Origin of the sequence: Methylosinus sp. KRF6 (assembly GCF_018887255.1) — a bacterium.
Classification (GTDB): domain Bacteria; phylum Pseudomonadota; class Alphaproteobacteria; order Rhizobiales; family Beijerinckiaceae; genus Methylosinus; species Methylosinus sporium.
On the sequence record NZ_JAHLJF010000001.1, the window covers coordinates 1 to 25,342 of the forward strand.

The 25,342-nt window shown below is 62.2% G+C and carries 21 protein-coding genes and 1 pseudogene; 7 read left to right on the top strand and 15 right to left on the bottom strand.

What is annotated here, in order from left to right; all coding sequences use genetic code 11:
* Both KP010_RS00005 and KP010_RS00010 read right to left on the bottom strand, forming a co-directional pair.
* The coding region (locus KP010_RS00005) for an efflux RND transporter permease subunit (RefSeq protein ID WP_216281432.1) at positions 1–1,050 on the bottom strand (1,050 nt) is incomplete at its 3' end.
* Positions 1,051–1,058: 8 nt separating this feature from the next.
* Positions 1,059–2,252 carry an efflux RND transporter periplasmic adaptor subunit gene (locus KP010_RS00010; RefSeq protein ID WP_216280269.1) on the bottom strand — a complete coding sequence of 398 codons (1,194 nt, stop codon included), beginning with the start codon at positions 2,250–2,252 and terminating at the stop codon, positions 1,059–1,061.
* A gap of 312 nt (positions 2,253–2,564) precedes the next feature.
* Here KP010_RS00010 and KP010_RS00015 point away from each other — a divergent pair, with 312 nt between their 5' ends.
* The 4 genes from KP010_RS00015 to KP010_RS00030 all read left to right on the top strand — a co-directional run bounded on the left by KP010_RS00015 (position 2,565) and on the right by KP010_RS00030 (position 7,266).
* Positions 2,565–3,500 carry a DUF535 family protein gene (locus KP010_RS00015; RefSeq protein ID WP_216280270.1) on the top strand — a complete coding sequence of 312 codons (936 nt, stop codon included), beginning with the start codon at positions 2,565–2,567 and terminating at the stop codon, positions 3,498–3,500.
* Positions 3,501–3,628: 128 nt separating this feature from the next.
* The gene (locus tag KP010_RS00020) at positions 3,629–4,315 is read left to right on the top strand and encodes a response regulator (protein WP_216280271.1); all 687 of its coding nucleotides are present in this window, start codon (positions 3,629–3,631) and stop codon (positions 4,313–4,315) included.
* Positions 4,312–5,412: an ATP-binding protein gene (locus KP010_RS00025; RefSeq protein ID WP_216280272.1), complete on the top strand. Its 1,101-nt coding sequence runs from the start codon at positions 4,312–4,314 to the stop codon at positions 5,410–5,412. Before KP010_RS00020 ends, KP010_RS00025 begins: the two co-directional genes overlap by 4 nt.
* Positions 5,413–5,454: 42 nt before the next feature.
* Positions 5,455–7,266 (top strand): ABC transporter ATP-binding protein, encoded by a 1,812-nt coding sequence (locus tag KP010_RS00030; protein WP_253203512.1) that lies wholly within the window; start codon positions 5,455–5,457, stop codon positions 7,264–7,266.
* A 409-nt stretch (positions 7,267–7,675) separates the two neighbouring features.
* Here KP010_RS00030 and msuE read toward each other — a convergent pair whose 3' ends face one another.
* The 4 genes from msuE to KP010_RS00050 form a co-directional block, all read right to left on the bottom strand.
* Positions 7,676–8,209 carry an FMN reductase gene (gene msuE / locus KP010_RS00035; protein WP_142862538.1) on the bottom strand — a complete coding sequence of 178 codons (534 nt, stop codon included), beginning with the start codon at positions 8,207–8,209 and terminating at the stop codon, positions 7,676–7,678.
* 51 nt (positions 8,210–8,260) lie between these two features.
* Positions 8,261–9,427: an acyl-CoA dehydrogenase family protein gene (locus KP010_RS00040; protein ID WP_142862537.1), complete on the bottom strand. Its 1,167-nt coding sequence runs from the start codon at positions 9,425–9,427 to the stop codon at positions 8,261–8,263.
* Between the two features lie 14 nt (positions 9,428–9,441).
* Complete coding sequence (ssuD, locus tag KP010_RS00045; RefSeq protein ID WP_142862536.1) at positions 9,442–10,602, bottom strand: FMNH2-dependent alkanesulfonate monooxygenase; 1,161 nt, start codon at positions 10,600–10,602, stop codon at positions 9,442–9,444.
* 167 nt (positions 10,603–10,769) lie between these two features.
* A complete protein-coding gene (locus tag KP010_RS00050) occupies positions 10,770–11,645 on the bottom strand; it encodes an amidohydrolase family protein (protein ID WP_142862535.1) in 876 nt (291 codons plus the stop codon).
* Between the two features lie 276 nt (positions 11,646–11,921).
* Here KP010_RS00050 and sfnG point away from each other — a divergent pair, with 276 nt between their 5' ends.
* The 3 genes from sfnG to KP010_RS00065 all read left to right on the top strand — a co-directional run bounded on the left by sfnG (position 11,922) and on the right by KP010_RS00065 (position 15,179).
* Entirely contained in the window at positions 11,922–13,034 is a 1,113-nt protein-coding gene (gene sfnG / locus KP010_RS00055; protein ID WP_142862534.1) for a dimethylsulfone monooxygenase SfnG, read from the top strand.
* A 72-nt stretch (positions 13,035–13,106) separates the two neighbouring features.
* Positions 13,107–14,291 carry an acyl-CoA dehydrogenase family protein gene (locus tag KP010_RS00060; protein WP_142862533.1) on the top strand — a complete coding sequence of 395 codons (1,185 nt, stop codon included), beginning with the start codon at positions 13,107–13,109 and terminating at the stop codon, positions 14,289–14,291.
* 54 nt (positions 14,292–14,345) lie between these two features.
* Positions 14,346–15,179, top strand: a complete 834-nt coding sequence (locus KP010_RS00065; RefSeq protein ID WP_142862532.1) for an OmpW family protein — start codon at positions 14,346–14,348, stop codon at positions 15,177–15,179.
* Between the two features lie 71 nt (positions 15,180–15,250).
* Here the strand turns inward: KP010_RS00065 and KP010_RS00070 are convergent, their stop codons facing one another.
* The 9 genes and pseudogenes from KP010_RS00070 to KP010_RS00105 form a co-directional block, all read right to left on the bottom strand.
* Positions 15,251–17,245 carry a sigma 54-interacting transcriptional regulator gene (locus KP010_RS00070; protein WP_142862531.1) on the bottom strand — a complete coding sequence of 665 codons (1,995 nt, stop codon included), beginning with the start codon at positions 17,243–17,245 and terminating at the stop codon, positions 15,251–15,253.
* Positions 17,246–17,796: 551 nt separating this feature from the next.
* A complete protein-coding gene (locus KP010_RS00075; RefSeq protein ID WP_142862530.1) occupies positions 17,797–18,984 on the bottom strand; it encodes an MFS transporter in 1,188 nt (395 codons plus the stop codon).
* Positions 18,908–19,183, bottom strand: a complete 276-nt coding sequence (locus tag KP010_RS23155; protein WP_371824221.1) for a hypothetical protein — start codon at positions 19,181–19,183, stop codon at positions 18,908–18,910. The genes KP010_RS00075 and KP010_RS23155 overlap by 77 nt, the downstream gene beginning before the upstream one ends.
* Before the next feature lie 45 nt (positions 19,184–19,228).
* Positions 19,229–19,366: pseudogene (locus KP010_RS23160) on the bottom strand (MerR family DNA-binding transcriptional regulator); the annotation flags it as partial.
* A 206-nt stretch (positions 19,367–19,572) separates the two neighbouring features.
* The gene (gene aroC, locus KP010_RS00085; RefSeq protein ID WP_216280274.1) at positions 19,573–20,658 is read right to left on the bottom strand and encodes a chorismate synthase; all 1,086 of its coding nucleotides are present in this window, start codon (positions 20,656–20,658) and stop codon (positions 19,573–19,575) included.
* A gap of 110 nt (positions 20,659–20,768) precedes the next feature.
* On the bottom strand, positions 20,769–21,617 hold the full coding sequence (locus KP010_RS00090; RefSeq protein WP_142862527.1) for a bifunctional 2-polyprenyl-6-hydroxyphenol methylase/3-demethylubiquinol 3-O-methyltransferase UbiG: 849 nt from the start codon (positions 21,615–21,617) through the stop codon (positions 20,769–20,771).
* 20 nt (positions 21,618–21,637) lie between these two features.
* Positions 21,638–22,138: an aromatic-ring-hydroxylating dioxygenase subunit beta gene (locus KP010_RS00095; protein WP_142862526.1), complete on the bottom strand. Its 501-nt coding sequence runs from the start codon at positions 22,136–22,138 to the stop codon at positions 21,638–21,640.
* A 26-nt stretch (positions 22,139–22,164) separates the two neighbouring features.
* Positions 22,165–23,415: a Rieske 2Fe-2S domain-containing protein gene (locus KP010_RS00100; RefSeq protein WP_142862525.1), complete on the bottom strand. Its 1,251-nt coding sequence runs from the start codon at positions 23,413–23,415 to the stop codon at positions 22,165–22,167.
* Between the two features lie 248 nt (positions 23,416–23,663).
* Entirely contained in the window at positions 23,664–25,139 is a 1,476-nt protein-coding gene (locus KP010_RS00105) for an MFS transporter (RefSeq protein WP_142862524.1), read from the bottom strand.
* Positions 25,140–25,342: the final 203 nt, after the last annotated feature.

Below are 25,342 nucleotides of genomic sequence, written 5' to 3' on the forward strand. Positions count from 1 at the left end.
ACCCGGGTCACTTCTCAATGGAAATCCTGGGTCAAATCTCGACGGAAATCGACAGAAAGGCGTCGTGTCGTAGGGATAGACGACTTTCACGCCTTCGGGGAAAGCCGGCGCGAGCCGATCGATCGCCGCCTTCACCAACGCCGCCGTACGGACCGCATTCGCGCCCGTCGCCAGATTAATGGCGAGGCCGGTCGCCGGCGCGCCATTGTAGGTCGAGGCGCTGACATAATCCTCGGCGCCGAGCTCGACGGTCGCGACATCGCCGATGCGAACCAGCGATCCATCGGCCGCGCTTTTCACGATGACGTCGCGGAACTGTTCCGGCGTCTGCAGGCGGCTCTGCGCCGTGACGGTGGCGTTGAGCTGCTGCCCTCTGCGCGCCGGCAGACCGCCGATCTGTCCTGCCGACACTTGCGCATTCTGCGCCTGAATCGCGCTCGCGACATCGTTCGGAATCAATGCATATTGGGCGAGCCTGTCCGGATCGAGCCAAATGCGCATCGCATAGCCGGAACCGAAGAGCTGCGTATTGCCGACTCCATCGACCCGTTTCAGCGTGTCATTGAGCGCGCTCTTGACGTAATCGGACAAGTCCGTGTCGGTCATCCTGCCGTCCGTCGAGACGAAGCCGACGACCATCAGAAAGGCGCTCGACGATTTGGTGACGGTGAGGCCATTGGACTGGACCATGGTCGGCAGCAATGCGGTGACGAGCTGCAGCTTGTTCTGCACCTGCATCTGCGCCACATCCGAATTGGCGGCGTTGGTAAAGGTGAGCGTGATGTCGGCCTGGCCGGTCGAGGTCGAGGTCGAGGTCATATAGTCGAGATGGTCGAGGCCGGTCATCCCCTGCTCGATGATCTTGGTGACCGAATTCTCAACCGTTCGCGCATCGGCCCCGGGATAGGTGGCGGTGATCTGGATCGTCGGCGGCGCGATCTCCGGATATTGCGAGACCGGCAGGCCGATGAGCGCCAGCAGGCCGCCGAGCATGACGACGATCGCGATCACGCAGGCGAAGATCGGACGGACGATAAAAAATGCGGAGATCACGCGCGTCAGCCTTTCGCCTGGATTTTCGTCGTCGTCGGTTCGCGCTCGCGCATCTCGCCGGTGGCGTCGTCGATCACGACCTCGACACCTCTCGCCAGTTGCCCGGCGCGCACGAGCTGCAAGCCTTCGACGACCACGCGGTCGCCATCGCCGACTCCCGCCGTGACCAGCCAATTATTGCCGATGGCCTTGCCGATCGTGAGCACGCGTTCCTCGATCTTGTCGTCCTTGCCGAGCGCCAGCGCCGTCGCCTGCCCCCTGACATTGCGAGCGACCGCGCGCTGAGGGACGAGGAACCCGCCGGGCGCGACGCCTTCCTCGACGATCGCCCGGGCGTACATTCCCGGCAGAAGCAGCCGCGACGGATTGGGGAAGACAGCCCGCACTGTCGCGGTCCCGGTCGTCTGGCTCACTTTGGCCTCGGTGAATTCGAGCCGTCCGGTCAGCGGATAGACCCAGCCATTTTCGAGCTTCAGCTTCACATCGACTTTGCGCTCCGACAATCGGATGCGGCCCTCGTCGATGGCTCGTCTCAGATCGAGCAAGGCGGCGCTCGATCGGGTGAGGTCGACATAGATCGGATCGAGCGTGCGGATGGTGGTGAGCGTGTCGGCCTGACCGGCCGTCACCAGCGCGCCTTGCGTCAGCGAGGATTTATCGGCGCGGCCGCCGATCGGCGCCTTGATCGTCGTATAGTCGAGATTGATCTTCGCGCTAGCGACATTCGCCTGAGCCGTCGCCACCTCGGCGTGCGCCTGGGCCAGAGTGGCGACAGCCTCCTCGAGATCCTGCGTGCTGACGGCGTTCTTTTTGATCAGCCCCTGGTAGCGCTCGACCTTGGCTCGAGCGCTGGGCACGGCGGCCTCGGCCTTCTGCAAGGCGGCGACGGCGCTGTCGTACGCGGCTCGAGAGGGGGCGGGATCGATCTGATAGAGCGGCGCGCCCTCAGCGACCTCACCGCCTTCCTGGAACAGCCGTTTCTGAATGATCCCCGCGACCTGCGGCCGCACTTCCGCCACCAGCGAAGCGACGATGCGGCCGGGCAACTCGGAGGCGATGGCGACATTTCGAGGATGCAAGGTGACGACGCCCACCTCCGGCCGAACGGGCGACGCCTTGCTTCGGTCGCTCGACATGAAGTCGCATCCGGCGAGCGTGGCGGCGGCGGTGAAGATGGCGATCGCCGAGCGAATATCCATGAGCGCGCTTTCGAGGTCGTTGCTGGATCGCCCTGGGCGGCGCCGGGGCGGCTTTTTTGTCTTCGATCATGACCTACGCCGCGGCTGTTCGCGGATCGTGCAGGTTTGATGGAGAATTGATGGAGACCACCGGCTTAGCCGGACAAATGATTGCTGTAATGTGTGTGTTTCGTTACTGACAATTGAGGTTGATCTTCATCGACACGTCGTCGGCTCGAACTGCTGACGAAGCCCGTGAAGCCATATCGAAACGGTCGTTTGTCCGGAGGCGTGGTGCAAGAAGCAATGCGGACGATATGGCGACACGTCTGCGTGATCGCAGCAAACGAATCGACACTCCAAGCGGGAATATTCTGCCTATCATCACTGCAGGATATTCGCGCCTCGGCCGCCTGGCTGAATTTTCTCGACGAGTTTAAAGACAAGCATCCATTTGGAGCGGCTCCGTCACAATGTATCAGAAAGCCGCTTTTCAATTACGCTATGTTTGGCCTCTCTTGCTCCGAGCGGGTGTCAATTTTGAAACATCACTATAGTCATATTTGCAACACCATTCCATCTTTGATTGCCGTTTCTTGGGGAATGTGCGAGGCAGAGCTCGGCCTCCTATGCGGCAAGAACGGTGAAGTTTATCGGCTAGCGCTACGCAGCCCGGAATATTGCTACAAAGAGGGGGAGTTGAGTTTCGTATTGAGCGACACAGCGGACGGTCTCAAACTTGCGACGCTGACCTTTGTGCTCGGAAACGAAGACGACGGGACGCCCTCCGTTCTGATCGGGGGACTGCAAGGGCCTTCGTCGCATTGCGGGCCGGACGCCAAGGCGCGGATCGTGAAAGCAACGCGGGCTCTCTGGGGGTTGCGTCCCAAAATGGCGGTCTTTCTGGCGGCGACGACCTTGGCCCGAGCGTTGGGCGCCCAGCGGATCCTCGCCGTATCCAATGACACGCATTCGATCAATGCCGACGCCTGTTGGCAGCGCCGGCGAATGCGCGCCGATTACGACGCCTTTTGGCTCGAACGCGGAGGATTACGCGCACGCGAGGGTTTCGTCTTACCCTTAATGTCGACGAAATCGCAGAACGAGCGACGTGAAAGGCAACGGGCGCATATCGACGAATTGGTAGGACGATTTTGCATGGAGAAGCCCTGCCTGGATCTCGGAATGTTCGGAGGCTCGTCGATGCCGGCACACGAACCTTTCGAGTCATCGACCTACTGCAGACCCATTTCTTTGCAGGAAATTTAGGAGAGACTCGAACGGCCGAAAATTCAGCCATAATTTCGACGCGTGACCAAAGTCATTCCGCAAGACGACATTGTCCGATGTGCGGGAAGCAATATCAGGCCAGCCAGCGAGCAGCCGAGAACTCGACCATGAACGAACTCGTTCTCATCGCCGACGACGAACCCGAAATCGCCGCGATTCTGGAAGCCTATCTGGCGCGGGAAGGGTTGCGAACCGTGAGCGCGGCGGATGGCCGGATCGCGCTCGATCAACATGCGATTCTGAAGCCGGACATCGTCTTGCTGGATGTGAACATGCCGAATGTCGACGGCTGGGAGACTCTGGCCGAGCTGCGGCGCCGCGGCGACACGCCGGTCATCATGATCACGGCGCTCGACGAGGACATAGAGCGTCTTCAGGGATTGCGTCTCGGCGCCGACGATTATGTGGTGAAGCCGTTCAATCCGGCCGAAATCGTCGCGCGCGTGAAAGCGGTTCTGCGGCGAACCAATTCCCGCGCCGACAGCTCGGTCTTGCGCATCGGCAAGCTCGAGATCGACCTCGAGAGCTTTCTCGCCAAGGTGCGAGACGGCGACGCCACGGCGACGCTGCCCCTGACCCTGACAGAATTCCGCCTCCTCGCCCATATGGCGAAATCGCCCTCGCGCGCGTTCAGTCGAGGCGAGCTGGTCGACGCCTGTCTGCCCGGCGGCGACGCGCTCGAGCGGACCGTCGACAGTCATATGAGCAATCTGCGCCGCAAGCTCGACGAGGCCGGCGCGACCGGCTTGATGAATGTCGTGCGCAGCGTCGGCTATCGGATGGCGGCGCCGTGAGCCGCCATCGTTTGAGCCGACAGATCACGCTGTCGATGAGCGCTGTCGTCGCCGTCGCCGTGATGATCGTCTTCGTCGGCTCCTTCACCTTCTACGGCATCTATCTGACCTACTACCCGCCGCCGCCCGGGCCGCCGCCGCTGCTTCCCGAGGCGCCGGACTTCGTGCTGATCGCGGTCCTGCTGCTCTTTGCTCTCATCGTCGCGATCTTCGCAGCGCTCCGCCTGACGAAACGGATTCTCGTGCCTCTCAATTCGCTCGCCGAAGGCGCGCGCAGCATCGCCGCCGGCGATCTGACGGCGCGGGCCTCGCCCGGCGACAGATCGCTCGGCGAAACAGCTCGACTGGTGGACGACTTCAATGCGATGGCGCAACGCCTCGAGGACAGCGTCACGGCGATGGCCTCCTGGAACGCGGCGATCGCGCATGAGCTCCGCACGCCATTGACGATCCTGCGGGGGCGGCTGCACGGCCTCGCCGACGGGGTGTTCGAGCCGAGCGACGAATTGTTCCGCAATCTCCTGTCGCAGGTGGAAGGATTGTCGCGTCTCGTCGACGATTTGCGCATCGTCACTCTGTCGGAGAGCCGCCGGCTGGAGATGCGTTTCGAGCCGACCGATCTCGAGCAGGACATTCGACAGGCCGTCGACGCCATGCGACCCGCTCTCATAGAGGCCGGCTTCACGATCGAGCTCGACGCCCGCCACGTCATTCTGAGCTGCGACGGGGTCCGATTGCGGCAGGCGCTGCTCGCGCTTCTCGAGAATGCAAAGCGCTATGCGACGCCGGGGCTCTTGCGCGTTTCGACGCGAGCGGAGGAGGACGAACTCGTGATTGCCGTCGAGGATCAGGGGCCGGGCCTCGCGCCCGACTTCGCGCCCCATGCGTTCGACACATTCAGCCGGGCGGAAGCCTCACGCTCGCGTCGACATGGCGGCGCGGGCCTCGGCCTCTCCGTGGTGCGCGCCATAGCGGAGGCGCATCACGGCCGCGCGCAATACAGAGCCTCCGCCACCGCCGGCGGCGCGATCTTCGAGATCGTTCTGCCGCTCGCCCGAGCGCGCGATCGCATCGGCGGCGACGCGCCGGCCGAATAACGGCGCCGCCATGACGCTGATCGAACGAACATGGACAATCGAATGACCGCCACACCTGCAATGGACCGGCCCAATAGCGATTACGAGAAAGTCGCTGCAACGCATGTGTCTCTGCGCCGCGTTCTCGAGCTGTTCAGGCCTTACCGCGCCAAGATCGCAATTGTCGCCTCCCTGATGCTCCTCGGCGCGGGCGCGGGCATGTCGTCGCCTTTTCTCTTGCGCGCAATCATCGACGAGGCTCTGCCCCGTTCCGATCTGCATCAGCTCGTCGCGCTGGTGATCGGCCTGCTGTTCGTCGCTGTCCTGTCGACCAGCCTCAGCACAGCGCAGGTGATATTATCGGTCGGGATCGGGCAAGCGATCATGCATGATCTGCGAGTGAGGGTCTATTCGCACCTTCAATCCTTGTCTCTCGGCTTCTTCACGGCGACGCGAGCAGGAGAGATTCAGTCGCGCATCGCCAGCGATATTTCCGGGCTGCAATCGCTCGTGACCACCAGCGCGAACGATCTAGCGCGGTCTACGGCCACAGTGGTCATGACCGCCGCGGCGATCCTGCTGCTCGAATGGCGGTTGGCTCTCTTCGTCTTTCTGATCGTTCCCGGAACGGTGGCGATCAGCAATCGGGTCGCGCGAATGCGCGAAAAGCTGCTTTTCGAGCAGCAAGAGCGCATCGCCGACATGTCGTCGGCAATACAGGAGACGCTTTCGATCTCCGGCGTGATCCTCGCCAGAACGATGAACCGCGGCGAGCATTTGTCGCATCGCTTCTCGCGCCTCTCCGGAGAGGTGGCGAAGCTCGAAGCTCGCGCGCATACGGCGGGCGAATGGCAATGGGCGCTCATCAACCTCGCGCTCTCCGTGCTTCCCGCGCTGACGCTGCTGGTCGGCGGACTGCTGATGCGAGTCGACACGCCGATCACAATCGGCACGCTCGTCGCAATGATCGCGCTGCAGGAGCAATTGTTGTGGCCGCTCGAGCAGCTTTTGGAAATCGCGCGGGAGATGCGGACGACCCGCGCGCTCTTCACGCGGATCTTCGCTTATCTCGACAAGCCGGTCGAGATTGCGCAACGCGCCGACACGGTCGCGCTCGACCGGGCGGACATGCGCGGAGCGGTCCGGGTGGAGAACGTTTCCTTTTCCTATCCTGGCGCCGCGACTCCCGCACTGCGCGACATCTCCATCGACATTCCGGCCGGCAACCATGTGGCCATCGTCGGCGAGACCGGCTCGGGCAAGACGACCCTCGGCTACCTCCTCGCCCGACTCTATGACGCGGGCACGGGCGTCATCTCCTTCGACGGCGTCGATATTCGCGCGCTTCGCTTCGAGACGCTCGCCGACATGCTCGGCGTCGTGACGCAGGAGCCTTATCTGCTCCATGCGACCGTCGCAGAGAATCTGCGCTTCGGCTGTCCAGAGGCGTCCGACGATCAGCTCGCGAGGGCCGCACGCATCGCCCAGATTCACGAGACGATCATGGCCTTGCCCGACCGCTACGAGACGCTGGTCGGGGAGAGAGGCTATCGCTTTTCGGGCGGCGAGAAGCAAAGGCTGGCGCTCGCGCGCGTCATTCTTCGCGATCCGCCGATCCTGCTGCTCGACGAAGCGACCAGCGCCCTCGACGCCAAAACCGAACACGCCATGGCGTCTGCGCTGGCCGCGCTATCGCAGGGACGCACGACCATCACGATCGCCCACCGCCTTTCGACGGTGCGGCAGGCCGATCAAATCATCGTCTTGCAAAAGGGCCGGATCATCGAGCGTGGCGCGCACGATGAACTCATGGCGCAAGGACGAGCCTATTCGGAACTGGTGATGCGGTCGCATCTCGATCGGCAAACTGCGTGACGCCTATGCAAAGCCTTCGCTTTTCATGCCCATCGCGCACCGCTGGCTTTTTCCTCCTGCTCGTCCGGCCGCGCCGAAACACGCCGCGCCTCTCCTGACTGCGAACTTCTAGGCGCCCATCGACAGGCGATTGCGCCCCTGTCGACGCCCCCTCCCCTGCGCCCGTCACTTGAAGAGCCGCATGTCCTTCATCGTCCGAAATCGCTTCATCGACTGTTCGGGGAACCTCGCGAAGCGGATGCGCGCCGCGCCAGGCCTCGCGCGGGTCGTCGATGATCGAGAAATGGTCGAGAAGGCCTCCAGACGCGACTTCTCTTTGAAAACGGCGAAGGCGAGGCTCATCACGACGGCTCCAGAATCACTCCGCCGATAGGGATCAGGCTTCCAGTGAAGTGAAGCGCAGCTACCGTCAGTGCTTCAAATGCTCTATTCCTCGTGTGACGGCGAGCCTGATGCGTTCCTTCAGAGCGTCGCTGCTCACCTCATAATTCGAGAAATCGCTGTCATTGGCGTAGACGCCGAGCGGTAATGTCAGCGACTGGAAAAAAGCGAACAAGGGCCGCAATTGGTGATCGATCACCAATGAATGTCGATCGCTGCCGCCCGTCGCGGCGAGCAGAACGGGCGTGCCGATCAGCGCCTCGTGATGGACGAGATCGAAAAGATGCTTGAAGAGGCCGGTGTAGGAGCCGCGATAGACCGGAGTCGTCACGACCAGCGCATCCGCGGACTCGATTTGTTTCACGGCTTCGCTCACCGACGGGGGAGCGTCCTTTGCCGAAACGACTCCGGCGAGATCGGCGACGAGATCGGCGACCGAGATCGCATAGGCTTCGATCGTTGTCGATGCGGCGATTTCCGCCGTGATCGCTTGCGCGAGAGCGGCTGCGCGTGACGGGTGTCCGAGGCCGCCGGATACGGCGACGAGCTTTATCGCGGTCATATCGTCTCCTGTCTGAGGACTGTGAACGTCGGCTGTGGCGCTGCGCGCCGTTCATGAATAGAAGGAAGGCGTCGGATAGGCGCCGTTCAGCGCGAAATCGCCGAGCTCCTTCAGCTTGTGATCGAGCGGATCGTGAAGCGTATGCGTGCGCGCATTACGCCAGAAGCGGTCGAGCCCGGCGCGGGCAGTCGTCGCGCGCGCGCCCATGATGTCGAACATGCGGCCGCCGACGTCGAGCGCCGCGCGGGCGCTCGCGACCTTGGCGGTCGCCACATCGATCGCAACGGCGCCGCGTTCTTGCGGCGTGATCGCATCGCCGCGCGTCCAGCCGCGTTGAAAAGCCTGCACGGCGCGATCGACCAGCGCCTCCGCCCCGCAGACCTGCGCCCAGAGCTCGCCTGCCGTATGGAGAGTGAACGGATCGCCGCCGATGCGTGCCGCACCATCGCTCGGCAACTCCCGCACATAGGCGATGGCCGAATCGAGCGCGCCACGCGCCAATCCGACATAAATGGCGACGAGAATGAGCTGCGCGAGACATGGCCGCAAGGCCGCGAAAGGCGAGCCGAGCGGCCCGGGCGAGACGAGCAGTTCGTCCTCACGCACCTCGACCGCGTCGAAGGACACGGAGCCGCTGTCGGTCTGGCGCTGCCCCATATTGTCCCAATCATCGTGAATCCGAATTCCGCCGCGCCGGGTCGGAATGACGGCGATCTTCAATTTTTCCAGATCGTCGAGCGCCGAGACGACGAGCATGTCAGAATCGCTCGCGCCGGAACAAAAGCTCTTCGCGCCGTCGAGCCGATAGGATTCGCCATGCCGCCGCAGCCGCAAACGAGAATCTTTCGGATTGACCGCATTGCCCCAAAAGCAATTCTCGCGAACCGTCTTCTCCATGGCGCGCCGCGTCTGCTCGGCCGTCCCGAAGAATTGGAGCGTGGCGATCATCAGATGATGAAACGCGAAAACATGGGCGAGCGAGCTATCGACCGCCGCCATTCGCCGAATAATGGCGAATATCTCGACCCAATCCGCGCCGTCGCCGCCGAATTCGTGAGGGATGGAGAGGGTCAGCAGGCCGCTGTCGCGAATGAGATCGCGCTCGTGCTTGGCCGTGCCGCCCTGCTTGTCACGTTGTGCGGCGTTCGAGGCGAGCGCGGCGAGCAGGCTCTCGAGCGCGACAGCGGTCGCGCGGATCTCGACGATGCGATCAGACATTTATGATGCGCTCCTCATGCCGCGGCGGAAGGCGCCGCGTCGGGCTTCGCCGCGACGCTTCCGAAGGGACCGGTGATCTTCTTGCCCGGCAATGTCCCGCGCGCCTCGACTCCGAGCCTCGGAAACATGAGCTCGGCAAAACGATAGGCCTCCTCCAAATGCGGATAGCCGGAAAGAATGAAGCTGTCGACGCCGAGCGCCGCATATTCGCGCAGGCGCGCCTCGACCTGCGCCGGATTGCCGACGAGCGCCGTTCCTGCGCCGCCCCGCGTCAGTCCAACGCCGGCCCACAGATTGGGGCTTATCTCGAGGTCCGCGCGCGTGCGCCCACGGCCTTTGCGCAATTCGAGCATTCTCTGCTGACCGATCGAGTCCATTTTCGCGAATGTCTGCTGCGCCTCGGCAATCGCCCTATCATCCAGGCGGCTGATGAGGGAGTCCGCCGCCGCCCAGGCTTCGTCCTCCGTCTCGCGCACAATCACGTGAAGCCGCACTCCGAAGCGCGGCGCGCGTCCAAATGCCGCCGCGCGACGCCGCACATCCGCGATCTTCTCGGCGACCGCAGCGGGCGGCTCCCCCCAAGTTAGATAAGTGTCGACGGCGCGCGCCGCGAGATCATGCGCGGGTTCCGAGGAGCCGCCGAAATAGAGCGGGGGCCTCGGGCTCTGCACCGGCGGAAACAGCAGCTTCCCCTTCTCCATATCGAAATGCGCGCCGTGAAAATCGACGCTCTCATCTGTGTGGCTCGCGTGAAGAAGCGCCTCCCATGCGCGCACGAACTCCGCCGAGACGGCGTAGCGAGCCGCATGATCGAGAAAGAGGCCGTCGCCGGCGAGCTCGCTCGCATCGCCTCCGGCGACGAGATTGATCAACAGACGCCCGCGCGACAGACGATCGAGGCTCGCCGTCATGCGCGCCGCCAGCGCCGGTTGCACCAGGCCCGGCCGTAAGGCTACGAGAAAGCGCAAGCTCTTCGTCGATTCGATCAAGCTCGCGGCGACGATCCACGGATCTTCGCAGGAGCGTCCGGTCGGAATGAGAACGCCATAGTAGCCGAGGCTGTCGGCGGCCACCGCTATCTGCCGAACATAATCGAATGTCGCCGTCCGCGCGCCCTCCTCCGCGCCGAGATAGCGCGAGTCGCCATGCGTCGGAATGTACCACAAGATTTCCATGATCCGATCCTGTTCGCCGATTCGAGCGCGGCCATACGAGACTTTTTTTGCAATCGGCGGCCGCAAGAGACGGGCCAATCTCTCGACCCTCGAATCCTCGGTCTTTTTGTCCTTCGGCTGCTGCATTCGAAGCAATTCCGACCCGGATCTGCGGCAAGCGCAGCAGCTCATGCCAGATCGAGACGCAGCAGGCGCGCAGCGTTGCGCCATGCGACTTTCTCGATCACTTCCTCGTCCAAGTCGAGGCGCAGGAAATCAGCGACGCCCTGACCGAGAGGGCGAAACGGATAGGACGAGCCGAACAGGACTTGATCCGCGAGACATCCGCTCACAGCGTCCGCATAGCGCTGGCCGCCCGGCGCGAAGAGATACATGTCCGGCGACACGAAGACATTCTCGTTACGAAAGGCGACGCCGATCATCTCGTCGATTCGCGGGTAGAAGGCGTGGCAGCAGACGATGGGAAGGCTCGGGAAAGCGCGCGCGACGCGATCGACGGCGAGCGGATCGTTGAGTCGTAGGTCCGGCGTCGTCGGGCCAGACATCATGAAGACCGGCGCGCCGATCTCCGCGCAGACTTCGTAGACGGGAAACAACGTAGCGTCGTCGTGAGAGATCGGCTCCCCCAAAAAAGCGGGATCGACATTGACGCCTGCGAGCTTGAGCTCCTTCAGGCAGCGCTCCGCCTCGTCGGCCACGCCTCTGCCGGTGAAGAGTTGCGGGTCGACCGAGCCGACGCCGAGCAGGCGCCCTTCCGACGAGCGAGACAGCGTCGCCAGCACATCATTTGAAATCCGCACGCTCGGCGTGCTGCGTCCCACCATGACAGCGATGTCGATCTCCGCCGCGTCGAGCTCTCGACGAAACGAAGGAAGGTCGGGCGCTCGCGTGAAATGGTCGATATCCTCGGAGCCCATGCGGCGGTTCATCCAGCACACGGTTTCGAAGTCGGCCGATCCAGGCTCCGCTCCGAAGAAGGAATGAAGGAATGATGGTCGCGCGCGCATGTCGACGATATGCCGCGGGCGGTTCGATCGTGTCATTCGAAGATCCTCTCGATGTGCCTCGGAAGTAATCGCATCGCAATCGAGGCGCCGGATCGGGACTCGGCAGATCGCGGCCTATCGCAATCGCATTGTTGCATGTGCAGCAGCGCTGCGCCCAGACTGTTGCGAATGCAATCGCCGTCCCCCGTGATAATGCGGAAAACCGTAATCGCCGGCCGAAAATTGGGTGGCACGCGCCCTGCTCATTCATAGACGATCGATGCGCGGTCGCATGACTATCGGCGGCGCGCGCGGGCCACAGGGAGACTAAGGATGAGCGGCGCTTCTTCGCCTTCGGCGCATCAAAAAACGGAGGCGATCAAATTCGCCTATTGGGTTCCGAATGTCTCGGGCGGGCTCGTCATCAGCAAGATCGAGCAGCGCACGAGCTGGGATATCGACTATAATCGCAAGCTCGCGCAAATCGCAGAAGCCTCGGGCTTCGAATACGCCTTGACGCAGATCCGCTTCACTGCCGGCTATGGCGCCGACTATCAGCACGAGTCGGTGAGCTTCTCCCATGCGCTGCTCGCGGCGACCGAGAAGCTCAATGTGATCGCGGCGATTCTTCCCGGCCCATGGCATCCGGCGGTTGTCGCCAAACAGGTCGCCTCGATCAGCTGGTATACCGGCGGGCGGCTCGCGGTGAACATCGTCTCGGGATGGTTCCGCGGCGAGTTCCAGGCGATCGGCGAACATTGGCTCGATCACGACGAGCGTTATCGGCGCTCGGAGGAGTTCATCCGCGTTCTGCGCGGCGTGTGGTCGCAAGACGAGTTCAGCTTCGCGGGCGATTTCTACCGCTTCCGCGCCTACACGCTGAAGCCGAAGCCCGTCAGCCCGCCGGAGATATTCCAGGGCGGCAGCTCGCGCGCGGCGCGCGACATGGCGGCGCGCGTTTCCGACTGGTATTTCACCAATGGCAACACGATCGAAGGCATTCAAAAACAGGTCGACGACATTCGCGCCAATTCCGCGCAGAGCGGTCATCGGGTGAAGATCGGAGTCAACGCCTTCGCTATCGTGCGGGACACGGCCGAGGAAGCGCGCGCCGCGTTGAACGATATTCTGACAAATGCCGATCCGGACGCGGTTCGCGCTTTCCACCATGAGGTTCAGAACGCCGGCGCGGCCTCGCCGGAGCGCGAAGGCAATTGGGCGAAGTCGAGCTTCGAGGATCTCGTTCAATACAATGACGGCTTCAAGACCGATCTCATCGGCTCGCCGGAAGAGGTCGCTCGGCGGATCTTGGATCTCAAGGCGGTCGGCGTGGATCTCATCCTTCTCGGCTTCCTGCATTTTCAGGAGGAGGTCGAGTTTTTCGGCAAGCGCGTCATTCCGCTCGTGCGCGCGCTCGAGGCCGAGCAAGCCCGCTGGGCCGCGTGAGCGTCTCGAAACAGATTCGTCGATCGGAACTGCGCTTCGATCCACAATGACAGAATAAGTTGAGGCACGAAAATGTCGGAAGTCAACAGAGCAGAAGCGTTCGAACGGCTCGATCGCGTTATCGAGACAGTGATCGCCGCCAATGCGGAGCGCAATGACGAGCAGTCGCTGTTTCCCGCCGAGAATCTCCATGCTCTCGCCGAAGCCGGATGGACCCGCGCGCTGGTCTCGCCGGACTATGGCGGGCTCGGACTCGATCATACGGCCTTCGCGGAAGCCGCCTATCGCATCGGACAGACAGACGCCTCGACGGGCCTCGTTTATGTGATGCATGTCGGCGCCGCGCAGACGATCAATCTCTACGGCACGCACGACCAGAAGCTGCGCTGGCTGAAGCCGCAGGACGGCAAATATCTGCTCGGCACCTATTCGACCAGCGAGCGCGCCTCCGGCGGTCATTGGTGGTATAATTTCTCGCAGTCGTCGCGCGACGGCGATGATTATATCGTCAATGCGGAAAAATCCTTCACGACCTCTTCCGGCAAGGCGGATTACTACATCACCCAGACGCGCACGCCGGACGCGCGCGATCAATCGGACATCTCCTTCTTCATCGTGGACGGCAAATCGCCGGGCATCACGCCCGGGCCGTGGAACGCGCTCGGCGTGCGCGGAAACCATTCCGGTCCGATCCGCTACGAGGGCGTGAAGGTCGCGCGGAGCAATCGTCTCGGCGAGGAAAATCAAGGCAAGGAGATCATCTACAACGGCGTCTCGCCGGTCTATCTGATCGGCCTCGGCGCGGTGTGGGAAGGGGTCGCCCGCGGCGCTCACGATACGGCGGTGGGGCATATCAAGAATTCGATCCACAAGGACACGAGCAAGCGTCTCGCCGATTATCAGGCGATCCGACAGGAGCTCGCCAAGCCGAAAGTGCTGATCGAATCACTCGGACCCTGGCGGCGTGAGCTCGCGGCGGGGCTCGACGCGCTGTGGTTTTCGGGCAAGCCGCAATCGGAGCTGCTGATCGCGCTCACCGAATTCAAGGTTCACGCCTCCGAGACCGCCAATCTCTCCGCCGCGGCCGCGCTCACCGTCACCGGCGGCTATGGCTACAAGAAAGGCGCGCTCGAGCGCTATTTCCGCGACGCCCGCGCCGGCATCGGCATGGGGCCGTCGAACATCATCGCGCGCGACTGGATCGGCAAGACGGCGGTCGGTCTGCCGCTCGAGCTGTTCTATGAAGGCGGCGAATAACGAAAGGCTCGTCGCCTCTCGTCTCGTTTGTTCCCAGCATTTCGAGGAAAGAAGATGAATATCCCGTACCGCGTCATCGGTGCGGCGAGCGCGCTCGTCTGCGCGAACGCCGCCTTCGCCGCCGATCTTCCGTCGCGCGCGCAGCCGCAGCCGGCGACGATCTCGTCCGTTGATTATCAGCCCTTCCAAATCAGGCTGCGCGCGACGGCGATCGTTCCGGACGGCGGCTTTTCGGTTTTCGACCGCTTCGGAACCGTGCCGGCTGTCACCGGAATCGCCGCCGGCGTTCCCGGCGGCCAGATCTTCGGCGCCGGCGTTCATGCCTCCACGTCGATCATTCCCGAGATCGATCTCAGCTATTATTTCGACGAGCATTTCGCTGTCGAGACGATCGCCGGCTATACGCGGCACACTTTGACGGCGACGGGCTCGCTCGCCGGCATTCCGGTCGGCGCGACGAATCTTCTACCGGTGTCGCTGCTCGGCCAATATCACTTCACCCAATTCGGCGCCTTCCAACCCTATATCGGCGTCGGCGTCACTTGGGCGGTTCCCTATGGATACAGCCCGGGCAACGGCTGGACGCCCCTCGGCACCGCGCTCGGCTTCACCGGCTATGATTCGGTGCGCGCTCTGCAGATCGGAACCTCGGTCGGCGTCGCGGGACAGATCGGCTTCGATTATATGATCACGCCCAATATCGGCGTGAATGTCGATCTGAAGCGCATCATGGCGGAGCCGACCGCCTATGCGACGATCTATAATTCCGCGCTCAATCAGAACATCTATGTCAGGGTGAAGTCGAACCTCGATCCTTGGCTCGCGAGCGTCGGCGTCACTCTGCGCTTCGGCGGCGCGTCGGCGCAGCCGATCCTCGCCAAATATTGACGCGAAAGCGCCTTTCGATCGAATGGAATCGTTCGATCGATCACGCTCCGAGCCAAAAGCGTGAGGCGCCGTCACGCGCCTCGCCAAACGGCGCCTTCGATCGAGACGCGAGCGGGCAATTGGCCCGCGGCGAAATAACCGTCGGCGATCGACTGCTGCTGGCCGATGACATGGAAATCGAGCGGCTTGGGCTCGAAATCGAGCCGGTGCAGATAATGTCGCGCCACCTGCCGGTCGAGATGCAGGCATCGCGCGACGGCGCCGAGCTCTTCCTCGGCGCGCTCGCGCGGCGTCGCGCCGAGCGCGCGGATTTCGGCGAGGATCGCGTCGACGATCTGCGGTTGGCCGCAAGCGAAGTGTCGGCGCGCGACATAGAATTGATGATTCTCGACGAAGCCGGAGCCATCGAGGAGCACATGAGTCTTGCTCCCCATGCGCGCGGCGCTCAACAAAGGCTCCCAGATCGCCCAAGCGTCGATGGCGCCCTCGCGCAAATCCTCGAGCAGATCGAGCGTCGGAGGGACAAAGACGGGCTCGATGTCGTCGCGCGATAGCCCCCGAATGTTGAGCGCGGTCGTCAGAAAATGATCGGCGTTCGACCATCGGCTGAAGGCGACGCGCTTGCCTTTCAGATCGTCGATCGAGCAGAGGCGCGGATCGGCGACGACGAGGGCGACATCGGTCGGGGCGGGAGATTCATAGCCGACATAGAAGAACGGAACGCCCATCGCGAGAGCGAAAACCGTCGCAGCCTCGCCGGTTACGCCGATGTCGATCTCGCCGCGACCGATCGCGTCGAGAACAGCAGGCCCGGCGCTGAACTCCCGCCATTCGGCGTGATAGCCGAATGGTCGAAGGCGTTCGTCGAGCGACCCCAACGCCCGCAAGGCCGCGAGCGTGCCGAATTTCTGAAAGCCCAGCCGCACGACATTGGGGGCGCTTCGCGCCGGCGTCCGCTTTTCCTCCCGATCTTTCTCGGGCCGGCTCTTCTTGCGCGGAGCAATGACGCCCATATGGCCGAGATGGGTGCGCAGCTCGTTGCGGCTCATGCCGAGCCGCTCCGCGGTGTGGACCTGATTGCCGCGCTCAAGATCGAGAGCGACCGAGACGAGGGAATGGGTCACGCGGTCGAAGAGGTTCTTCTCGCCTTGCGCTATCGCGGTTTCGAGCAGGCCGCGCAGGCGCGTCTCGAAATCGGCGACCTCTTCCGCATGCGGCGCGTCGAACGCCTCGACGATCGGCACATCGCTTATGTGCGCCTCCGGCGTCAGCAGCAGCGCATTGTGCAGCACATTCTCCAGCTCGCGAATATTGCCGGGCCAATGATAGGCGGTCAGCTTCGCGAGGGCTTCGGGCGCGAGCACGGGCATCGGGCGGCCGAGCTTCGCGCCATAGAGGCGCAGAAAATAATTGGCGAGCGGCTCGATGTCGCCGCGTCTCGCGCGCAGCGGCGCGATATTCACGGTCGCTATGGCGAGTCGATAGAAGAGGTCTTTGCGGAAGCTCTTCGCGGCCACCGCCGCCTCGAGATTCACATTGGTGGCGGCGATCAGCCTCACATCGATCGGCCGCGCCTTGCGCGATCCGACGCGCACGATCTCGCGCTCCTGCAAGACGCGCAGCAGCTTCACCTGCATGGGCGGCGGAAGATCGCCGATCTCGTCGAGCAGCAGCGTCCCGCCATGGGCGGCCTCGAACCAGCCGTTCTCGCTTCTCGCGGCGCCAGTGAACGCGCCCTTCTCATGGCCGAACAGCTCCGCCTCGACCAGCGTCTCGCTGAAAGCGCCGCAATTGACCGCGAGGAAGGGACCGTCCTTGCGCGCGCTATTGGCGTGAATATAGCGAGCGACCAGCTCCTTTCCGGTGCCGGTCTCGCCGATGATCAAAACGGTCGCGTCGCTCGGCGCGATCCGATGCAGATCGGCTTTGAGCCGCAAGGAGACGGGATCCTCGAACACCATGGCCGAAGCCCGGCTCGTCGCTCCGGGCGTCACTCCGGAAACGGTCTCGATTCCGGTCCTTTTCTTATCGGTAACGACCACCGAAAAGGGAGAGGGACTGAACATGCTCGGCGCCTCGATGCGTCATTACATTTTGCCCCGCGCCCCGCAGTTTGCTCGGCAGGTGAAGGCAATCGTGGTTTCACGACGGCGCGTATGTTGACTAAATTACTAGACAAAGTCAATAAATCGCGAGACGATAGGAGGCGACAGCGTGGGTCGGCACGTCATCGCGGGCGCGCCGACCTCGATCGTGACGGCGGCGCGGACCTCGCCCGGCTTTCCGCCGAGAGCGATCACACGGTAGCCGAGACGGAGCGCCGGAGCTCGAGCAGATCGTCCTGCAAACGCTGCGGGTCGGCGTGTCGAGCGCGGAGAAAGACTTGTCCGTCAGCAGCACGTCCGGCCGCACCGCGAGCGCGCGGGCGAAGGCGACGCGCGGCCTCTGTCCGCTGGAGAACTGTGCGGAAAGCCTCGAAGCCGATGCCGCGCACTGCATCCAGCGCGCAGATGCGCCCAATCGTCATATTGGCCTGGACGCCGCCAGGGAAGCAATCGCGCGTCCTCCTGGAACACCAGCGCCATCGTGCAATCGAAACGCGGCGCGCCGAATAATGCTAGGCGGTTTCGCCGGGAAGGATTTTCGGGAGCGATCGCTGATCGAGGAGATTTACGCCGAGCGCCGCGAGCGTGCAGGCGCCGAGTAGGATCGCCGCATCGACGGTGTCGGCCCGTCCGATCCAGCTCGCGACGACTGGCGCCAGAACGAGAAGGGCGCAATTGTTAATCGATTCCGATGACGCCAATACAAAGCCCGCGTCAGGCCCAGCTCGGCTCGCCTGAACGGCGGTGTTGGCCGGGGCGGCGAGGCCCGAGGCAAATCCCCAAAGAGCCAGAAGGATAATTGCCGATACGCGGCTCGACTCGGTCGCCAGAAACGCACTTTGCGTAAAGAAGATCAGGCCGATGGCGAAAACCAGCACAGTCTCGGGCCGTCCGGCCCAGGCGGTCAGCCGTCCGACGGCCAGGTTGCCTGCGGCGAGCCCGAGACCGAAGGCAGCGACCGAAAGGCCGATGACGCCGGTGGAAAGACCGTAGCGGCTACGCAGAACCTCGCCGGAGATTAGAAACCCAGCAATCGTCGCGCCGAGCCAGAACCCCTTGGAGAGGTTGGGCCGGAGGATCGCGCCGTCGAGCAATCGGGCCGCCGAGGCTTTGAGCGGACGACTCCGCCGCACGATGGATGGCGGCAAAATGCGCGCCGCCAGGATGAGGACGGCGATGCAGCCGCAGGCTACGGCAATGAACGGCGCCTGCCAATCATAGGCGTCGGTCAATAGCCCTGCGAAAGTCGGACCCGTGGCGATGCCGAGGGTCAAGCCCAAGAGGACGAGCCCCATGGCTCCCGCCTGACGTTCTTCGGGAACGGTCTCGGCAATCAGGGCAAAGGCGGTCGGCGTGAGCGCCGCTCCCGCCGCGCCGCCGAGCACTCGCGCGACGATCGCGAAAGAGAGCGAGGGCGCGAAGGCGACAGCCAGCGCATCGGCGGCAAAAAGCGCCAGCGCTGGCAACAACAAACGCCGCCGACCGATCCGATCGCCGAGGAGGCCGATGAGCGGGGCGAGTACGGCATAGGATACCGCGTAGGCCGAGACGAGCCACGCGATATCGGCGGGCTTCGCGGCAAAGGCCGACGCCAATGGCGTCAGCATCGGCGCGAGCATGAATTCAACCGCGCCGACGAAATAGACGGCGAGCGCCAGGGTGGCGAGGATGAGCGAGGGCGATGGGGTTGGTTTCGGCATGGACAGGCGATTCCGATACGTTGATGTCGTCCTGGCTGGAGGCAGCCTTCAGGGTGACGAGAAGCTTCTGGCGGCGCGTTTCGAGATCGGCCATTTGCCGTTCGATCGTCTCGAGCTTCAACCGATGCGCAGCGGCCACCTTCGGACAGGCGGTGACTGCGGCGGGATCGTCGACGATGCAGTTGAGAAATGTCGCGATTTCGTCTGTGGTGAAGCCGAGCCGGATCATCCGGCCGATGCGGCGCACGAAAGCCACGTCGGCCTCGTCGAAATCGCGGTAGCCGTTCTCCTCGCGGGTGGCGCGGATCAGGCCGACCTTCTCGTAATGACGGATGGAGCGCACGCTCGCTCCAGTCCTTTTTGCAACGTCTCCGATCTTCATCCGCCCTCCTGCCGCATGGTCTAGCCTCTGACATCAATGTCAGGGTCAAGCACGAAAGTGAGATACAGCACGACGGAGAAGCACTGCGCCGCAGCGCGCAGCGGACTTGCGCATCCGGCGGGCGCGGCTCGCGAGAGGGTGGCTTCGTGGCTGTCTGTCGATATATGCCGCCCGCCGCGTGACACCGAGTTCCCAGGCTTGCGACGCTATCCGACTTGGCCACGATGCCGCAGAAACTGATCGGCGAGCACGATCGCCATCATTGCTTCGCCGACCGGCACGGCGCGAATGCCGACGCAGGGATCGTGCCGGCCTTTCGTGACGATTTCCGTGTCTCCTCCGAGGCTGTCGATCGTCAGCCGCGGCGTGAGGATCGACGACGTCGGTTTGACCGCGAAACGCGCCACGATCGTCTGCCCGGTCGAAATGCCGCCCAGCACGCCGCCGGCGTGATTGGAAAGAAAGACCGCTCTGCCGTCATTGCCCGAACGCATTTCGTCGGCGTTGACTTCGCCCGAGAGTTCCGCGGCCGCAAAGCCCGCCCCGATTTCAACTCCCTTGACGGCATTGATCGACATGAGGGCGCTCGCGAGCTCGGCGTCGAGCTTACCGTAGATCGGCGCGCCCCAGCCTGCAGGAACGCCTTCCGCGATTACCTCGATCACGGCGCCGACGGACGAGCCCGCTCTCCGCGCCTCGTCGAGATAATCCTCCCAACGCCGCGCGGCTCGTGGATCCGGGCAAAATAGCGAATTTCTCTCCACCTCGCTCCAATCGAAGCGCTCGCGATCGATTCTATCCGCGCCGATCTGCACGAGCGCTCCACGAATCGATACGCCCGCGACGACTTTGCGGGCGACCGCGCCCGCTGCGACGCGCGCGGCCGTCTCCCGCGCCGATGCGCGTCCGCCACCGCGATAGTCACGAATTCCGTATTTCGCATCATAGGCATAGTCTGCATGACCGGGACGGAATTTGTTCGCGATCTCGTTATAGTCTTTTGTGCGCTGATCGGTGTTGTCGATCATCAGAGCGATCGGCGTGCCCGTCGTCACTTGCCGGCCGTTTCCATCCGTGAAGACGCCGGAGAGAATTTTCACGTCATCCGGCTCCCGCCGTTGCGTGGTAAAGCGCGATTGGCCGGGTCGACGTCTCTCGAGCGCATGTCGAATCTCCGCCGCCGTCAGCTCAATTCCCGGCGGACAACCGTCGACCACTGCGCCGAGCGCCGGCCCATGGCTCTCGCCGAATGTCGTGACGCGGAAGAGGTGGCCGAAACAATTATGAGACATGCAGACCTCGGCGTTCTAGCGCATACTCGATCTCGTCGCCGTTTCCGCCACGCGGTCGAAGCATGAAGAGACGCCCCGCCGCGCAGCTCCGCGATCCGAACTGGGGCCGTTTAGTTTCGCACCGGAGGGCGCTTTCTCAAATGCAGGTGAAGAATGCGAACGCCTTCCAGTAGGTAGCCGTCGTCCTCTGCGACATTTCGGAGATCGCGGTAGAGCGCTTCTATTTCTGGACTGGTCGCGAGTCCGAATTCTCGCAGCCGATCTCGAATCTGAACGAACGAACGCCAGATCAGGCTCTTTTGACGCGGGGTCCTGAGCGCCGGTTGTGTGAACTGCGCCGCTTCGATAGCGACGTCCATGTTCTGCACATAGGTCCAGAGCGGCTCCGCGCAATTGAATTTGACGTTGATTCTCTCGCCCAACCTTTCGAGCAGCTCGACCGAACGGGGAACGGAGGGGTGATGAGGTATCGAAAAGCGGCGTGTCGTCGGCTCCTCGATGACAATCGAGCCGTTGTCCTTGCATAGCGACAGGACGTTCTCGAAAAATGTCGTCCAGTTCGTGATATGCGCGAGAACGAAGCGACAGTAGACGACGTCGAACGCTTCTCCGATATCCAGCGTGGATGTCATATCATGGCGGATAAAGCGAATATTGTCGATCCCGCGCTCGTCTCGCCTCTGGAGACAGACGTCGATCTGAGCTTGCGACTCGTCTATCGCCACGACAGCTCCGCTGCGTGACCTGACCTGATCGGCGAACCAGAACGCCATTTGGCCGTGCCCGCATCCGATTTCCAATACGGACCGCGCATTGTCGGGAAGCTGGCTCGAGATGAAGTCTCGACTCGCGGGGTCGTATAGCTCGGTCAATATCTCCAATCGCTCTCGATCGGCGTAGCCGACATCGTGGATATAGGCTTCGCTCTCGTCCTTCGAATAGCTGTCTTGGTTCTGCATGGCGTTCTCCGAGAAAGGTCTCAGATGATGATGCTGATGCGTCTTTGTTTCGAGATGGACTCATGGTCCAATTGCACCGACCGCTCACGGATTCGAAACTCGGACTCATGTGGGACGAGCCGATATTTGGCGCTGCCGACAAACTCCCAGGATTCGTGATTTCGAAATTGATAGACGACGAAATTCACTCTCACGATAATCTCTTCGCTCGGAGAGGCCAAAAATCGCAAGTTGGACACCAAGCGACGCGTACGCGAGCGCGGTTGTTCCATCCAAGTCGACGCGCCCGCGAAATGCCGAACGCGCGCCCGCAGTCGCTCATAATCGTCCAAGATCAGGCAGAGGGCTTGCTCAGGCGCGCTTTCGGCCGCGCGCTGCAATGGAGCGACGATGTATCGCGCCTCCGGTTCAAAAAGCTCGAACCAGTCATCGAGGCGCCATTCGTCGAGCAGGTCCGCTTCCAAGGCGAGAAAGGAGGTGATGCGGCTTACGATATCCGGAACAATCGGGACGGCGCTCATATAGGGAACGACGAATGTTGCTGTCATTACGGCTGCTCCACATAATTGGCCCATTCGCGCCAGAAGGCTCGGTTCTGCTCTTCATCTGTATGATTTGTCGTGCCGACGCTCATGCCACGCGAGAAGTCGCTGTAGCCGATGCCCGCATGTGCATATGACCGCTGGCAGGATTCCAGAATTTCGACGTCGTCGGGCGTTCCGAAACCGCCTGGCCCGATGAAGGATATCAGCGCGCTGACGCGCATGGCTCTTTCTTCCGGCGTGTCATTCGAAAATCCGGCGCCCCAGACGGTCACTTCGACCTCGTCGGGAGACGTCGGGAAAAAAGTCCGTATGTTCAAGCCGAGTATGTCGTTGATGACCAGATTTGGAAAAACGAAGAGGCTGCGGTTGGTATGAGCCATGTCCTCCGCGCGTCCTCGTCCGACACGAGCGACGAGATCGTCGAACTTTTTATCGATCGCTGCTTTCATGTCGGCTGGGAATAGCGGGCTCCAATAAGCGATGGGCCGTCCAGTCGAAGGCGGACCGCTCTTTATGACGCCATGTCCGCCGCCGAGAGCATAGCCGACGCCGCTGCGCTTGTGCGAGTTCGGATCGGTTCCGAGCGAATCGAGAAGCTCGAGAAATCGTTTGTGCGCAAATGGCAGATGATAGGCGTCGACGCCGTTTTCAGCGAGGAGCTTCCAATTGGCTCGGATGGAGTGATGAAGATGTTCGGGCAGAACTTCGACGGATCCTTCGGACTGATCGCAAACGAGGTCTATGTATTCCTTCGCGCCCCCGAGATAGGAGGCGAGGCTCACCGACGGTTCGCCGAAGTTGATGAATAGAAAGCCGCGATAATCATCGAGCTTGATTTGCGGCAAGGAAGGCTCGGGCAGCCCTTCGCCGACGCGTCCATACGCGGACCTTCCCGGCACGCCGGTGAGCGCGCCCGACGTATCGTACATCCAGCCGTGATAGGGACATGCAAATCGATTGGCGGTTCCTTTCGCGTCCGTGCAGACGACGGCGCCGCGGTGCGCGCAGGCGTTCAAGAACGCGCGCGGCGTCTCGGAAGCTACGTCCCTGACCAAGATGACGGGGCGACCGCCGATCTTGCGCGTGAGAAAGTCGCCGGGCTTTTCCAACTCGCTCGCATGACCGGCATACAGCCAGCATTTATCGAATATTCGTGTCAGCTCCCGGCGCCAAGTATCCTCACATACATAGACTTGCCGATGCACCCGAAAAAAATTCCTATTGTCTGTCTCGACGAATTGCCGCGTCGTCATTCGAGTCTCCCGAGAACGATGCCAGGGCGAGCCTCTATTCTTGTAGCCGCATCCATAACCGAGCAACAATAAAGCTCGACAACAAAATAAATATTACAATCGTTAAAAATAGCAATATAGTATTTTATTATACGACACATAACAATTTAACTGCATCGTAATTCCGCGATGTCATATCGACAAACCGAAAGCGTGCATTATTCTGTAATTGCGCATCAGAAAGAATAAGACCTTTCGGCCGGCGCGCGCTAGCGGATTTTCTTGCCGGGCGTCGTGCCGAGCTCGACGAGCCTTGTTTGCGTGAGAGCGACGGTTGCGAGCGCGGCAATGACGAGGCAACCCGAAATAGCGATCAAGGACACAACCAATGCGAACGAGATATTCTCAGCGATGGCCTCATGACCGGCGATCGAAAAAAACAATCCGCCGACGATGGCGATGCTCAATGAGGAGCTGATCTGCAAGGTCGTGTTGATGATGCCGGATACGAGCCCAGACCATGCCGTGTCGACTTTGCCGATAATGGCGCGAACGAGGCTCGGCAACGCTGTCCCTTGCCCAAAGCCGATCGCGAACAGTGCAAGGCCGCGAAGCGCGTGATCGAGCGACTGGTCGGTTCGCCAATTCCAAACGACAAACGCTAGGCCCAGCATACCGATCGTCTCGACAGCGATTCCTAAGGGAGCCGTTCGCGGGCCGAGCATCCGGCCGGCATAGGGGCTGAGCAGCGGAGCGAGAAAAGAGCCGACGCCGAATGGGAGAAAGACGAGCGCCACGTCTCTCGGAGATTCTCCGAGCGCAGTTTGCAGATAAATGGAAAAAATAAGGAAAAACGAGCCGATGGCATAGAAGAAGAGGGCCGCCAGCAACCCCTGGCCGAAGCCGGGCAATTCCATGACGCGCGGATCGAAAAGCGGAGTTCCTCCATCTCGCAGGAGTCGCTCCTCATTTCGCAGGAACAGCGATCCCGCGATCGGCGCCGCCATCAGTAATAGCAGGGACCAGAGCGGCCAGCCTCGTTCACGACCTTCGATCAGCGGCGTGACGACGAGAGCGAGCGTCAGCGCAGAAAGCAGGACGCCGAAAATGTCGAGTCGCGGTCGACGTGGATTAGACGCCTCGGGTAAGAGAAGCCCCGAAATGAGAACGGCCGCTGCGATCGGCAGATTGACGAGAAAGACGATCCGCCAGCCGAGACCGAAGACATCGGCCGACACCAGGAAGCCGCCCAGGATTTGTCCGCTCGCCGCGGCAAGTCCGAGCGTCGCGCCATAAAGACCCAGCGCGAGCGATTTTTCTTCCGGCGCGAAAATCACATTGATGGAAGCGAGCCCTTGGGGAACCATCAGCGCGGCGCCGAATCCTTGGAGAATTCTGCCCGCTACGAGAATGCTGGAACTGGGGGCCGAACCGCATATCGCCGATGCGCCGGCAAAGCAGGCGAGTCCCGCCAAAAAGATGGTCCGACGTCCGAAAATGTCTCCGAGCCTACCGCCTGTGATAAGGAAGACGGCATAGGTGGTCATGTAGCCGGACACAACGAGTTGCAAATCGGCGGGCGTCGCGCCGAACTCCTCCTTGATCGCCGGCAGCGCGATATTGACGATAAAAAAATCGAGTGGCGACAGAAAAACGCCCGTGAGCAGCACAGCGAAGCGGAACCAACGCCACCGCGCGTGAGCGACGACAACTCCATTGCTGCGGCTCTGTTGCTCGAGCGACATTTCGCGGGACAACTCGACAGGGGACGGGCAAAAGCGCCTTTCCTAGCTATGCCGATCACGGTCGCAATGGCAATGCTCGTTTCGTTTATGCGTGAGATCGCTCCCGCTAATGCGTCTATCGCTCGGAAGATAGATTCCGGGCTGCGATCTTTTCATTCGCGAGCATACAATCGCCGTCGAGGTCCCCGCGCAAGTCGACGAGG